Origin of the sequence: Psychrobacter urativorans (assembly GCF_904846695.1) — a bacterium.
Taxonomy (GTDB): Bacteria; Pseudomonadota; Gammaproteobacteria; order Pseudomonadales; family Moraxellaceae; genus Psychrobacter; species Psychrobacter urativorans.
Genome location: NZ_CAJHBR010000013.1, coordinates 36,936 through 49,419 on the forward strand (window position 1 = coordinate 36,936; position 12,484 = coordinate 49,419).

At 41.6% G+C, this 12,484-nt stretch carries 12 protein-coding genes and 2 tRNA genes; 8 read left to right on the top strand and 6 right to left on the bottom strand.

Annotation, left to right across the window (positions count from 1 at the left end; all coding sequences use genetic code 11):
- Positions 1 to 79 precede the first annotated feature (79 nt).
- From JMY09_RS09505 to rsmH, 3 genes are all read right to left on the bottom strand, one after another.
- Positions 80 to 2,191, bottom strand: a complete 2,112-nt coding sequence (locus JMY09_RS09505) for a peptidoglycan D,D-transpeptidase FtsI family protein (protein ID WP_201623354.1) — start codon at positions 2,189 to 2,191, stop codon at positions 80 to 82.
- Positions 2,188 to 2,652 (bottom strand): cell division protein FtsL, encoded by a 465-nt coding sequence (ftsL, locus tag JMY09_RS09510; RefSeq protein WP_201623355.1) that lies wholly within the window; start codon positions 2,650 to 2,652, stop codon positions 2,188 to 2,190. Before ftsL ends, JMY09_RS09505 begins: the two co-directional genes overlap by 4 nt.
- Before the next feature lie 309 nt (positions 2,653 to 2,961).
- On the bottom strand, positions 2,962 to 3,984 hold the full coding sequence (gene rsmH, locus JMY09_RS09515; RefSeq protein WP_201623400.1) for a 16S rRNA (cytosine(1402)-N(4))-methyltransferase RsmH: 1,023 nt from the start codon (positions 3,982 to 3,984) through the stop codon (positions 2,962 to 2,964).
- A gap of 345 nt (positions 3,985 to 4,329) precedes the next feature.
- On the opposite strand from rsmH, the gene gltX reads away from it, so the two are divergent.
- The 3 genes from gltX to JMY09_RS09530 all read left to right on the top strand — a co-directional run bounded on the left by gltX (position 4,330) and on the right by JMY09_RS09530 (position 6,893).
- Positions 4,330 to 5,859, top strand: coding sequence for a glutamate--tRNA ligase (gene gltX / locus JMY09_RS09520; RefSeq protein WP_201623356.1), 1,530 nt, complete (start codon positions 4,330 to 4,332; stop codon positions 5,857 to 5,859).
- 147 nt (positions 5,860 to 6,006) lie between these two features.
- Positions 6,007 to 6,372 (top strand): hypothetical protein, encoded by a 366-nt coding sequence (locus JMY09_RS09525; protein WP_201623357.1) that lies wholly within the window; start codon positions 6,007 to 6,009, stop codon positions 6,370 to 6,372.
- A gap of 92 nt (positions 6,373 to 6,464) precedes the next feature.
- Positions 6,465 to 6,893: a hypothetical protein gene (locus tag JMY09_RS09530; protein WP_201623358.1), complete on the top strand. Its 429-nt coding sequence runs from the start codon at positions 6,465 to 6,467 to the stop codon at positions 6,891 to 6,893.
- On the opposite strand, the gene JMY09_RS09535 is transcribed toward JMY09_RS09530, so the two are convergent.
- Entirely contained in the window at positions 6,886 to 7,023 is a 138-nt protein-coding gene (locus JMY09_RS09535) for a hypothetical protein (protein WP_201623359.1), read from the bottom strand. The two genes, JMY09_RS09530 and JMY09_RS09535, sit on opposite strands and share 8 nt — an antisense overlap.
- Before the next feature lie 354 nt (positions 7,024 to 7,377).
- Here JMY09_RS09535 and JMY09_RS09540 point away from each other — a divergent pair.
- From JMY09_RS09540 to JMY09_RS09550, 3 genes are all read left to right on the top strand, one after another.
- Positions 7,378 to 7,453, top strand: a tRNA-Ala gene (locus JMY09_RS09540).
- A 140-nt stretch (positions 7,454 to 7,593) separates the two neighbouring features.
- Positions 7,594 to 7,669: transfer RNA gene (locus JMY09_RS09545), tRNA-Glu, on the top strand.
- Positions 7,670 to 8,302: 633 nt separating this feature from the next.
- Positions 8,303 to 9,361 carry a hypothetical protein gene (locus JMY09_RS09550; RefSeq protein ID WP_201623360.1) on the top strand — a complete coding sequence of 353 codons (1,059 nt, stop codon included), beginning with the start codon at positions 8,303 to 8,305 and terminating at the stop codon, positions 9,359 to 9,361.
- 148 nt (positions 9,362 to 9,509) lie between these two features.
- On the opposite strand, the gene JMY09_RS09555 is transcribed toward JMY09_RS09550, so the two are convergent.
- Positions 9,510 to 10,409 (bottom strand): DMT family transporter, encoded by a 900-nt coding sequence (locus JMY09_RS09555; protein ID WP_201623361.1) that lies wholly within the window; start codon positions 10,407 to 10,409, stop codon positions 9,510 to 9,512.
- A gap of 439 nt (positions 10,410 to 10,848) precedes the next feature.
- Here JMY09_RS09555 and JMY09_RS09560 point away from each other — a divergent pair, with 439 nt between their 5' ends.
- Complete coding sequence (locus tag JMY09_RS09560) at positions 10,849 to 11,328, top strand: hypothetical protein (protein WP_201623362.1); 480 nt, start codon at positions 10,849 to 10,851, stop codon at positions 11,326 to 11,328.
- 5 nt (positions 11,329 to 11,333) lie between these two features.
- On the opposite strand, the gene JMY09_RS14820 is transcribed toward JMY09_RS09560, so the two are convergent.
- Positions 11,334 to 11,762: a ribosomal maturation YjgA family protein gene (locus JMY09_RS14820; protein WP_227677265.1), complete on the bottom strand. Its 429-nt coding sequence runs from the start codon at positions 11,760 to 11,762 to the stop codon at positions 11,334 to 11,336.
- 170 nt (positions 11,763 to 11,932) lie between these two features.
- On the opposite strand from JMY09_RS14820, the gene JMY09_RS09570 reads away from it, so the two are divergent.
- Complete coding sequence (locus JMY09_RS09570) at positions 11,933 to 12,421, top strand: hypothetical protein (protein WP_201623364.1); 489 nt, start codon at positions 11,933 to 11,935, stop codon at positions 12,419 to 12,421.
- Positions 12,422 to 12,484 lie beyond the last annotated feature (63 nt).

A 12,484-nucleotide genomic window follows, 5' to 3' on the forward strand; every position in this document is an offset into this window, starting at 1 on the left:
GGTTTAATGTTTAAACAAAACCCAGCAACCTAATATAAGGCTATATTTGCTTTAACCTGCTGTTAGCGAAGCCAGTTAGTTAGTTACTGACTTCCTTAGTCTCCAAAGGTTTATCTAGAGGTACATTGTACAGACGCAGCGCCTCTTTCATTACATTGTGAAATACTGGTGCTGCGGTTAAACCGGCATAAATCTGACCGCGTGGATCTTCGATTAAGATTACCCCTACTAGCTTCGGATTAGAAGCTGGAGCCATACCAGCAAAGACGTTACGGTACTGATCCGTATAATAACCACCGTCAGGATTGATACGTCGTGAAGTACCTGTTTTACCCGCTACTCGATAACCATCAATAGCCGCCGCTTTTGCTGTACCACCTATTTCAGTGACCGCCTCTAGCATTTTTACGATGTCCATCGCTTGTTCACGTTCCATAATACGTTTACTAGGCAATGGGGTAGTATTTTTGCTCAAGGTTAGCGGATGCATTATGCCACCTGAAGCCAAAGCAGCATAGGCTTGGGCTACTTGTGCCAAAGTTACTTGCAGGCCATAACCATAACTGACAGTAGCACGGCGAGCGATTTCGTTTTCTTTTGGCGTAGTTACTGAACCAGCGCCTTCCCCTGGAAACTGTAGGGGGGTCTTTGCGCCAAAGCCAAACTGATGCTGCATATTAGTTATGGCATCTGCAGGTAAAGATAGAGCTATTTTAGTAGAGGCCACGTTACTTGATTTTTGCAATAAGGTAGCCATGTTTATGGTACCCAAATTGTTATGATCGCGGATCGTGTAGCCTGGGACTCGGATGGAGCCAGGGTTAGTATCAATAAGAGAGCTGGCCGTATATTTGCCTGAATCTAAAGCGGCAGCAACGGTAAAGGGCTTCATTACTGAACCGGGTTCAAAGACATCGAGTAACGCTCGGTTACGCTGATTCTCGCCAGTCATCTCGTTAAGGTTGTTAGAGTTAAACGACGGCCATGTCGATAAAGCCAATACCTCGCCAGTCTGCACATCCACTATCATACCGGTCGACCACCGAGCTTGTTGCAAGCGTCCAGCTTTTTCTAGCTCTTTGTAAAGCAAATACTGTAAACGCGAATCGATAGTCAAAGCTACATCTTGTCCCGGTACTTCAGGCTCAATTTGCTTAAGCTCTCTTAAACTGTTTTGTTTGGCATCTTTTAGGATCAGCACCTTGCCATCCTTGCCCGCTAGCATGCTGTCGTATTGACGCTCAATACCTGCTCTACCCTCATAACCGCCTTCAGGGTCATCGACATTTTGCCCCATAAAGCCTAACAGCTGCGAATTGGGTTGCGGCTGTGGGTAATAACGCTGGAAGAAGTTCTTCTCGTATACTCCAGGGAAGTCGAGGCTAGTAACGCTCTGCGCAATTTCAGGAGTGACTTTATTGAGTAGCGGTAAATAATGCGAACCGGCCCCTGAAGGTAAAGCTGCCTTTACCGCCGCAGCGTCGGTCGCATCAACGCTAGGATCAATAGCAGCCGACTTTTTCAGCTGTTCTAATGGAATATTAGCAGCGACCGCTAGCGGTGTTAAATCCATATTGTCTAGACGCTTTTGCATGCGAGCTTGCATCTGTGGATGATCGTTATTTTCAATGATAATGCGTTTTAGCTCATAGTACTCTTGTGCATAATCATGCGGGCTAAAAGAGACCGTAGCTAAAGGAGCGCTAACCGCCAGTGGCAAATTATTACGATCAGTAATCATGCCACGGTAAGACTTTTGCGTACGCACACTAGTGATCAGCTCATTACCTTTATCTTGATAAAACTGAGCGTTAGCGACTTGCAAATAATAGGCACGGCCTACTAGCGCAACTAAGACGAATAGCGCAATGCCCCAGATAGTGCGAAAACGGTTTTTATCACTCTCAAAACCACCACGTGACGAGGCACCAGAGGCTTTATTAAAAGCAATTTTTTTACGGTTCTTAACACTAGTATAAGCGCCCGCTGTACTATCGTTTTTTAGACGGCTGTTTAGTTTAGCAGAGCGATTTTTTAAGTTAGTTTTAGCCGTGCTTTTGGAGGCCGAGGCTTTATTTCCAGTGCTATTATCAGCTTTAGCACTACTAGCGCGGCGCAAAGGTTTGATGACTTTGCCAGCGGTAGCTTTGCTGCTAGATGCTTTGCCAGTTTTGGTTGTTTTATCACTCATTGAGCGACCTCCGCTACTGCAGCATCATCAGTAGTACTAGCTTTTGTGCTTGTATCTACAGGGGCACTGGCTTTAGGTTCGGCCGTTGCTACTGGAGCACCTAACTGGATAATGAGCTTGTCTTTAAGGGTTGGGGTGTACATATTAAGTTCGGAAACCGCACGACTAGCAATCTGCGGCGTCGCACTAAAGGTTTGCTGTTCAATGAGCAAGCGCTGATGCTCAACTTGTAGTTTGCGTTGTTGCTTTTTCATATCTTGCAAGGTTTTGTAATCCTGATGATATTGTTGAATCCCCTCGGCAGTTTTTATACCGCTCCAGACGATGCTCGTTGCCAATAATAGCAGCAACACCACATAAATACTGACCACGTTAAAGCGCTGCGCGAATATTTCGCCGACATCAGTCGTTGCCGCTGCAGCGGCCTTGTGTTGGTTGCTAGGTTTACCCGATAGTGCCATGACGATCTCAAAAAAGTGAACTTAAATATAAAAGATTATTGCGACTGTCTATAACAATCATTGTTATAGACAGTCGCAATAATAAAAATGTCAGTCATCACACCGATGATAAAGAGTATTTATATCTATACAATTTACCTTCGTTGTTAATAACAATTTCATAACCATTACTGAGTAAAACCTAAAACCAACCCGCTCAAAGCCTAGCAGCCAATATTTACAGCTTTTTAACAGTAGCGTAGTCATTCAGAATCAATCACTGCCTAATTGCTAATCACTAGCTAACTATTACTCACTACCCTTTGCTAGTTACTGCTTATCTTCTGTAGGATTGACGACGGTATCAGTACGAGTAGCGGCACGTAACCAAGCACTGCGCGAACGCGGATTAGCAGCCACTTCAGCTTTACTGGGGCCAACACGTCTTGGCTTACTAAAATAACGGGGGCGATCAGGCCTTATGGGTAATTGCTCATCCTCGGGATACTGACCTTTACTATGACGCTGCAAAAACTGCTTGATACGGCGATCTTCAAGCGAGTGAAAACTAATCACTGCCAGCTGTCCACCCGCTTTGACCACTGCAATACTTTGTTGCAAAAAGCTATCAACATCACCAAGCTCGTTGTTAATGAATATCCGCATCGCCTGAAAGCTTTGAGTCGCTGGGTGCTTGCCACGTTGCCAGTTAGGATGCGCCACTTTTATGGTCTCAGCCAGCGCCAAGGTAGAAGTATAACTGTCCATCTCCTTGATCGCACGCGCAATACGGCGACTGTGACGCTCTTCACCGAACTCAAAAAGCACATTGGCTAAAGTCTCATCATCGACATCTGCCAGCCATGCTGAAACTGGCTGACCACGGCTCGTGTCCATGCGCATGTCGACTGCGCCATCACGCATAAAGCTAAAGCCACGACTACCATCATCAATTTGTGGTGAGGATACGCCTAAATCGGCCATCAGCCCATCCACTTGGCTGATACCCAGAGCGGCTAAGCTGGTGGTTAAGCTGGCAAAGCTGTCGTGAATAACCGTTACTCGGCTATCCTCACTCGCCAACGCTTGCGCCACGCTAATAGCGGTCGGGTCTTTGTCAAAGACAATCAGCCGCGCATCATCTGCCAGTTGGCTCAATAACAATCGACTATGACCACCACGGCCAAAAGTCGCATCGACATAGATACCAGTAGCTTGCAGGCTGTCTTCGGGTAAAGACTTGACCCCTAATACTGCCGCTACAGCTTCTGATAATAATACCGCATCATGATTAAAGCTTAATTCATCGGGCGTTACTGTATTAGCCGACGACAAATTATCCAGCGCAGCCATATCAGCTGTCGGTGCAGTAGTCGTGGTCGACGAATCCAAGACATCAGTGGCTGATGAAGGAGGTAACTTAGGGTCTAGCTGAGACTTAGATAATGACACAAATAACTCAATAAATGACGACCAATGAGGCCATTAATAGTAAAAATTAGATAGAAATAAATGGCTTAAGAATTGCCTAGTGTTATTATCGCAAGGATACACTGGTAGTCAAGCGCCATCTATTGTTTTCGAAAAAAATATTATATCTGTCTGTTATACTAGAGCGATATTTTACGCTATTCGCTTGCTGCAATAAAATTCTTTCAGCGATATTCTTTTATTTATAATAATACATCTGAGGCCATCATGACCCAAGCTAATCCTACTGCCACCTCCAACCGCCCTGTACGTACCCGAATTGCTCCTTCTCCTACTGGCTTTCCGCATGTCGGCACCGCTTATATTGCGCTATTTAACTTAGCCTTTGCTAAAGCTCATGGCGGCGAGTTTATTCTACGTATTGAAGATACTGACCAAGTTCGCTCTACTGAGCAGTCTGAACAAATGATTTTGGACGCCCTGCGTTGGGTAGGTCTTGATTGGGCGGAAGGCCCTGATGTTGGTGGGCCACATGCCCCATATCGTCAGAGCGAGCGTGCCGATATCTATAAACAACATGCCCAGCAGCTGCTTGATAACGATCATGCTTTCCGTTGTTTTTGTACTAGTGAAGAGCTTGATGTGATGCGTAGCGAGCAAATGGCTAGAGGTGAGTCGCCCCGCTATGACGGTCGTTATGCTGATTTGTCACGTGCAGAATCTGATCAGATGGTAAGCGATGGCAAGCCGTTTGTAATCCGTATGCGGGTTCCAAGCGAAGGGGTTTGTAAAGTTGACGATATGCTACGGGGTACTGTTGAAATCCCTTGGGCACAAGTCGATATGCAAGTGCTACTAAAGACTGATGGCTTACCTACTTACCATTTAGCTAACGTCGTCGATGACCATTTAATGGAAATCAGCCATGTCATGCGTGGTGAAGAGTGGCTAAACTCTGCGCCAAAGCATCAGCTGCTGTATGAATACTTTGGGTGGGAGATGCCGGTACTCTGTCATATGCCGTTGTTACGTAACCCTGATAAGTCAAAATTGTCAAAGCGTAAAAACCCAACCTCTATCACTTACTATCGTGATGCTGGGGTATTACCTGAAGCTTTGCTAAACTACCTCGGCCGTATGGGTTACTCAATGCCGAATGAAGCTGAGAAATTTAGTTTAGAAGAAATGATAGCCAGCTTCGATATTCAACGTGTCTCGCTTGGCGGCCCTATCTTCGATACCGAAAAACTTAATTGGCTCAATGCTGAGTGGCTACGGGCGCTAACGCCAGAGGAGCTGAAGAACAGAATCCTTGATTGGGCTAATAATAGCGACAAACTTACTGCTATGGCAGCTGCCATTCAACCTCGTATTGAGCTGCTTTCTGATGCTGTCAATTGGGGTGGCTTCTACTTCCAAAACTTACCGGCGATCAAAGCCGAAGACTTCAGCCATAAGACGCTCTCCGATGAGCAAGTTATAGAATTGCTACAGCTAGCAATATGGCAGCTTGAAGCCTTGCCTACTTGGTCTGAAGACAATATCTACGCTACTATCAAAGGCCTCTCGGCAGCGCTAGATATCAAAATGCGCGACTTTATCGCTCCGTTCTTTATCGCTATTGCTGGTAGCACCTCATCGACTCCAGTGATGAACTCTATGTGGATCATTGGTGCTGATATGACGTTAATACGTCTGCGTCATGCGGTAGATACCCTTGGCGGTCTAGGTAAGAAAAAATTGAAAAAGCTTGAGAAAACGGCTGCGGACTTACCTGATTTTTTGGCAGCAGAATAGCTTTAACTATCAGTTAACGGCCTAGTTAATTGAAGACATAGTTAGTTAAAAAGAGGGGTCATGTTAATACTGGCCCCTTTTTACGTTAATCCCAGCATTTGAATGCTCATACCGATTCTTTATTTAACATCTCAATTGGAAATAAATATGGCCGCCAAAACCGTTATCATAGAAAGCAAAGATTATGTCTTTAACACCCTAAAAGAAGCGCAAAAATACTATGATGCAATCGTCAAAGAGCTATACGATGCCAAGCTAATCCTCACAACTGGTCAAGACTTTGAAGACTTAAAGTGGATATATACCGCCTACTGTAACTATACCAATCATGATGTAGATCGATTAAAAGAATCTGACATAGTTGGCTTCAAAGGTATAAGCACAGTACGACAAAATGCTGGGCAATATATTCCCACTGAATGTTGTGCCATTATTTTCTCAGATAATACCGAAGAAGAGTTTTTTACTGATAAAGCCATTAAAGAGATCGCTATCAAGCAAAATCCACGTTAATTTGCAATTATTAAGCTAGGTACTTTTCTTGGCACTTCATCGTCAAACAATATTCAACGTTCTTTTTATACTTACACACTGAGAGATTACTCATGCCCTATCCAGCAGCTATAGACCCTAGTCTAGTCGGAGAATACGATGAGTATGCTGATTCGGGCGGTGGTTATTTCTTTGATGAAGTCTTAGAGTATAGGGTTTGGTGCTGTTCTAATAGCATTACAGAAGTTATAGATACTGATGACTATAAGCAAAATAACGCTAGCAATAGCAATCACCATGATTATTACCGTGCCTTTGCCACCTATCAGCAAGCTTTAGCGTTCGCTGCTACTATTCAAAACGCAGAGACACCCGTGGCCTTAGTCAGACAGCTTGAATGGGTCGATCAGCCCTCACGAGGGGTCTACCTTCACCACAAAGGCGAGAGAATTACAGAATGGCAAGCTGAGTGGTTGGCTAGAGGTACAAGAGAAGCTAACGATATCCCTGATTTCCTGCAAAAGCATACTCAAGCTAAATAGTCATACCGTAATCTATGCCGTAATCAATGCCGTAATCAATGCCGTAATCAATGCCGTTAAGACGATAGCGAAACTTGCTTATTGGGATAGAGGAATAACCATTAGATAATTTTTGTGCTAAAAAATGCACTGAGCTTACTAATAATTGCTAATAATTGCTAATAACACTGAAATAACGACAGCATACGGTCTATTTCATAACAGAATCTTGCCAAAGCACTATTAAATGAATTATTAACTGAGGATTAGAGATTTTAGACTCAGATCATTAGGCTAGATGGCCACATTGATGATTAGCTAAACACTGCAAATGTTGCAAGAGGATAGATATTGGTTATCGATTAGGGCTAAAATCCAGCCTTATGCTGTAGTTAAGCTACTAAAAACTGCTTTCTTCACTTTTATTTCACTATTTATCAATTAATCTTCAAATAGGTGTTGACAACATCTCTGTGATTCCCTAAAATACGCACACTCTTAGCGAGGGGCTATAGCTCAGTTGGTAGAGCACTTGCATGGCATGCAAGGGGTCAACGGTTCGACTCCGTTTAGCTCCACCATCTATTTATCTTAGTCTCGACTATATAAATATCGCTAGTAGGACAGTATCAGCACCTAGGCAAGGCTTTTTCTATTCATAGATAAGCACTCTGATATTGTGAAGTACCGTTGTAGCCTTTTTGGTTATAACACTCTATGCGTCCCCATCGTCTAGAGGCCTAGGACACCGCCCTTTCACGGCGGTAACGGGGGTTCGAATCCCCCTGGGGACGCCACTATTCGGCGTCACTTATTAGCACTTTTGCTTAGAGCTGTTTTCTTAGCATCAGATTAGACTAATAAGTAGCACTTCTAAAAAGCTCAATCACTACTTAGTGATTGGGCTTTTTTTTGATGTTTATTTATCAGTACTAACTAGCGTTAATCGTAGTATTGTTACTAGCAAACAATCGTAAGCTTACAAGCTAAGGATACCTCTGAATACATCGAGGAGGACTTGTTGGCTGTGCTTACAATACTAGCAGTTAGGACATAAAAAAAGCTTATTCACCTCTATTGTCCATGAGCTTTTTTATTAGTGATGTAGCAAGTTTTTCGGGGTTTGAGTGAGATAGCTTAAAATCATAAATATCATATAGTTAACGAATTTAACTTAGTACCCACATAACTTTACATTAACTCTAATTTGTCACACAAACTTACTGCTATATACACAAAACTAGTGTTTCTCTACTTAACAGTGTTATTAATAATTCACATTATTGACTATTATTAGCGAATATTCGTACAGCAGACTATTGTTGTTAATATGCTGAAATGAATGAATTAAAATAATCATTTTAACGTATGTAAATATGGGAAAAGATCCCTATCATTTCATACTATTTATATAACACTGAGGAACATCTATGATACAAACTTACTCACCACAACGTCGCCCATCATGGCGCGGTGTAATTGCTGGTCTGGTAATGGGCTTGATAGTGGTTATGGCAATGATTGCCTTAGCTTTAGTTCTAAGCTCATTTTTACCTTTTGATTTAAAGGGCAGTAGTATTGCTGGTGGTATTTATGCTGCAATCACTGCTTTAGTTAGCGCTTTTGTAGCGGGTTATTTTGCTATCAAATTCTCAGCTCCAGAAGCTCTATTCGGTGATGGTACTGATATCGATCCTAAAGATGCTAGCTTGACAGGTATGCTTACTGCAGCCCTAATCGTGCTGCTAACTACTTTCTTTGCCATGAGTAGCGCTACTAGTATTTTAGCTACAGCTGGTAATGCAGTAGGTAGTACTGTAAGCACAGTTGCTAAAACTGCAGGTGGCGTAGTAGCCGCTGGTACATCAGCAGCTGGTACTGCAGCCGTTGCAGCACCTGATAGTACTGTAGAAAAAGTACAACAGTCAGCGCAAGACGTTTACCAAAAAGTATCTGGTAATATTAGCAAAGAAGATATCAATGCTTTGGTTGCTAAAAATACTCAAAACTTGAATGAGAAACAAATTGCAGCAACGACTAATGTATTAGACGATATGCTGAACAAGACTAAGAACGAAGTTAAAGAGATGGACTTCACTAGTATCGATACTTGGCGCAACATTGATGACTATGCTAAAAACCGTATGGCATCAATCGAAGCTACGCTAAAAGGTCCTGAATTAGTGAACCGTCTGCAAGCTGAAGGCCTAACTGAAGCGCAAGCAACTGAAGTTCGTACTGAAGTTCAACAGTCATTCACTGAATATAAAGTTAAAACTGAGCAGTATGTTGCTGAAGCTCAGCAAACTTTAGATAACGGCTTACAACAAGCTGAAGAAGTTGCTCGTAAAGCAGCTTTATATAGTGGTTTATTCTGGTTAATCAGTGCTTTGCTTACTTTTATCGCCGCTACTATGGGTGCCAAAAGTGCAGCTGCTAACTATCGTTTAGCTAAACCAATCATAACTTATGGTGATAACATTCGTTAAGCAGTAGTAAAAAACTTAATATAGAAAGCTTATATTAATTAGATTACTTATGTTAGAACGCAATGATTAGAATCAAAGCATTTAAAAAGCCCGATCATTATGATCGGGCTTTTTCTATTAGCTTAAGACAAATTACGACTTAGCCAAATTACGACTTAGCCAAACTGTTAAAAGATAAGTTAAGCGACAAATAAGTACCAATCAATATCACTACTGAACCAATAATAGCGCCAATATCTAGTGCTTCACCTAGTAGAAAATAACCTAAGACAATGGCAAAAATAGGAATCACTAACGTGATGCTAGTAGCGCGCATCGGGCCGATACTTTTAATAAGTTGGTTCATAAATACCAGCGCAATTGCGGTAGAAAATACGCCAATACAAATCACTGAACCCCACGCTCTTAAGCTAATACTTGCCCCATAGGGAAAGTTGTAAATAGCTACGGGTAGCATCACTAAGCTGGCAATAATTAACGACCCTGCGGTGATAGCTACTGGTGAGATATCCTCTAAGTAATTTCTAGTGACGTTGGCTCCTACTGCGTAGCCTACTGCACCTAATAAAGCATAGCCCATCGGTAGCAGTTTTGAGCCTAAGCCATTTGCTCCTTGCTCAGCAAATAGATTCTCACTCATCAAAATCACTACACCTATAACCCCAATAATTAGCCCTAATATTTGCTTTTTAGCCAGCTTCTCATTAAAAAAAGTACTCGCAATAAAGCCGCTCATCATCGGTACAGCAGCATTGAGTACCGCTAATACCCCTGCGTTCACTGACTGCGCTGAAAAAGAGAACAGCATAAAGGGGATAGCCGCAGAGAATAGACCTACAATGGTAAGCACCTTCCACTTTTTGCGGATACCTATTCGATCTTTTGGACTCAGGAATAAAAATACTATCATCACTAGCCCTGCAAATATTACTCGTAGACCGGCAAAAGCCAACGAGCCAAATTCAGGGACACCTATTCGATAAAATATAAAGGATATCGACCACATAAAGGACAGAGTTAAAAATATAATCAGGTCGCGTCTGCTCATTGCTCACTCAACTTAGACAGTTAGCACGATAGCTGTTTGGCTGTTATCTGCTAGTTTATAGAAATACGATGATGATAACGTTTTAACGGCAATTGAGGTGTTGTTATTTATGTATAGAAAGTCAGCCGCTCCTCTGATCCGTGATTAAATTTAATTGAACTATTTATGCTGGCATCCCGCCTAATTGTTTGATCTGCTAACACTATGAAACAGCTGACAAGAACACTAAATTCAAGCTATTCATTTAGATGGTCATTTTAAAAAGCACTTAGCTATTTTAGCTATTTTAGCTATTTTAGTTACGTTAATGACTCTAGCCACGTTAGTATTTGCCCCTCTGCTAGCAGCATTTTTACAAAACCAAGTATTTATCAGCATTGATTTATAGCATTATTAGTGTCGAGTGCTTACTTTATTGCAAATTTATAGCGAGGTTTATATGAATAAAGTCTTAGTGATAACGATAGGACTGCTTCTGTCTAGCCAAGTATTCGCCGATTCAGCTTTTGATCAAGGCTTAGTTAGGATAAATGCTGTTGATGCCAATTACGTTTATAAAGACATGACTTTGGTTAACGATTTCTTTAAAACTGCAGAAGATAATTTCGCTAGTACCTTACCAATTAAAGTCAATATTTTGGTCGAAAATACGGCTGTAGTGACTACCCCTTTCTATAGTCGATTTGATTACCGTCTAACGCTCGCCTTGCCTGCCGATGAATTAGCAGAAATGAAACAATGGCTATCCTCAACCGGCAACCTAAAGAATTTATGTATAAAATCCTTTTATCCTGCTAAGTATATGCAAGCAAATAACCATAAACTAGTTTATTCTTATCGTGATATAGACGACAAAGCTATTGCAGATGTGACTTTAACTACGGAAACTTGTAAAAAGGCGATTAGTACTACTAGCTAATGTTGTTAGCCTTTACTAACTAAAGCAGTGCTTTTTACAAAAACAGTTTCAAATAGCAAAATTATAATACCTCCGATCAGATAGCACCCTAAGTCTTCTATGCTAAAAGTATTGCCTAATAGCGTATAGGCCACACCTCCTTGTTTAAAACCGAGTAACTCTGCCAGTTTAAAATACTGGCTAAACTCGATGCTACAGGCAAATATAAGGGTAAACAAAACCACTAACCGCTTATTTAGCTTAACAACAGTCATTAGGGCACTATATATCAGCATGATGACTAAAATATCACCAAAATAACTTCTCACCCATCCAGTGCTATAGTTAGCTATCACTATTTCGAGCAAAAATAGAACTATAGCTGACAGAAAATAGCCAACATGCAAACGAAATCTAGGTATTTTTGACAAGGCTGTTGCTCCGCAGATGGCCATTAATATGCCTTAAGCGTAACAAAGAAATCATGGATTTATCATAGAGTATCGAAGGATTATTTACTAAGATACGGTTTAAAACCATTAAAAATAGTTCAATAAATGCCAGCAGAATGAGCACTTCAATCAGCACAACCATCGACACAAGTAAGCAATGATAGGAGTTCACAATGAACGATGAAACTAAAAAAAGACTTACAGTATTGCTTGAAGAGTTAATCACCACTGCAAACTCAGAGTCAAGGCAAGAAGAAATAAATACTGAAGTCGATAAGTTATCTCCCGACCCTTTTTGGAGTGACTATATCTTTTGGAGTAACGACTATTTAAATGACAACGAAAATGAAGACGAAGACGAAAATAAAAAGGTCAGCTTAAATTATGACAAGTTGTTTAAGAAGATTGCTGAGTACCCAAATTCTTCTGAGTATAAAACCAAGACTCTAATTATAAAGCTAGTTGAACAGCTGATCGCTACAGATTTCTCTAACGCTAGTGAAGTTGATACGGTAAATGAGATTAATGAGCTGTCTCCCGATATCAATTGGATGAATTATGTTTTTGCTGATAAGTCTTGCATAAACGGTGACGGCAGTCTTGATAAAGAAAAGTTTTTAAATAAGATCTTTAATGAGAGCTGGAACGAGAATTTTCGCTGAGAATAAAAGCTGAATGTTTAAATACCATTCAAGAGTCAGGTGTAGGGTGCACCCCGCGCACCG

Bases quoted from the DNA above. Each gene is read 5' to 3' on its own strand.
- JMY09_RS09505 (WP_201623354.1), bottom strand. From the start codon at position 2,191: ATGAGTGATAAAACAACCAAAACTGGCAAAGCATCTAGCAGCAAAGCT.
- ftsL (WP_201623355.1), bottom strand. From the start codon at position 2,652: ATGGCACTATCGGGTAAACCTAGCAACCAACACAAGGCCGCTGCAGCG.
- rsmH (WP_201623400.1), bottom strand. From the start codon at position 3,984: ATGGCTGCGCTGGATAATTTGTCGTCGGCTAATACAGTAACGCCCGAT.
- gltX (WP_201623356.1), top strand. From the start codon at position 4,330: ATGACCCAAGCTAATCCTACTGCCACCTCCAACCGCCCTGTACGTACC.
- JMY09_RS09525 (WP_201623357.1), top strand. From the start codon at position 6,007: ATGGCCGCCAAAACCGTTATCATAGAAAGCAAAGATTATGTCTTTAAC.
- JMY09_RS09530 (WP_201623358.1), top strand. From the start codon at position 6,465: ATGCCCTATCCAGCAGCTATAGACCCTAGTCTAGTCGGAGAATACGAT.
- JMY09_RS09550 (WP_201623360.1), top strand. From the start codon at position 8,303: ATGATACAAACTTACTCACCACAACGTCGCCCATCATGGCGCGGTGTA.
- JMY09_RS09555 (WP_201623361.1), bottom strand. From the start codon at position 10,409: ATGAGCAGACGCGACCTGATTATATTTTTAACTCTGTCCTTTATGTGG.
- JMY09_RS09560 (WP_201623362.1), top strand. From the start codon at position 10,849: ATGAATAAAGTCTTAGTGATAACGATAGGACTGCTTCTGTCTAGCCAA.
- JMY09_RS14820 (WP_227677265.1), bottom strand. From the start codon at position 11,762: ATGGCCATCTGCGGAGCAACAGCCTTGTCAAAAATACCTAGATTTCGT.
- JMY09_RS09570 (WP_201623364.1), top strand. From the start codon at position 11,933: ATGAACGATGAAACTAAAAAAAGACTTACAGTATTGCTTGAAGAGTTA.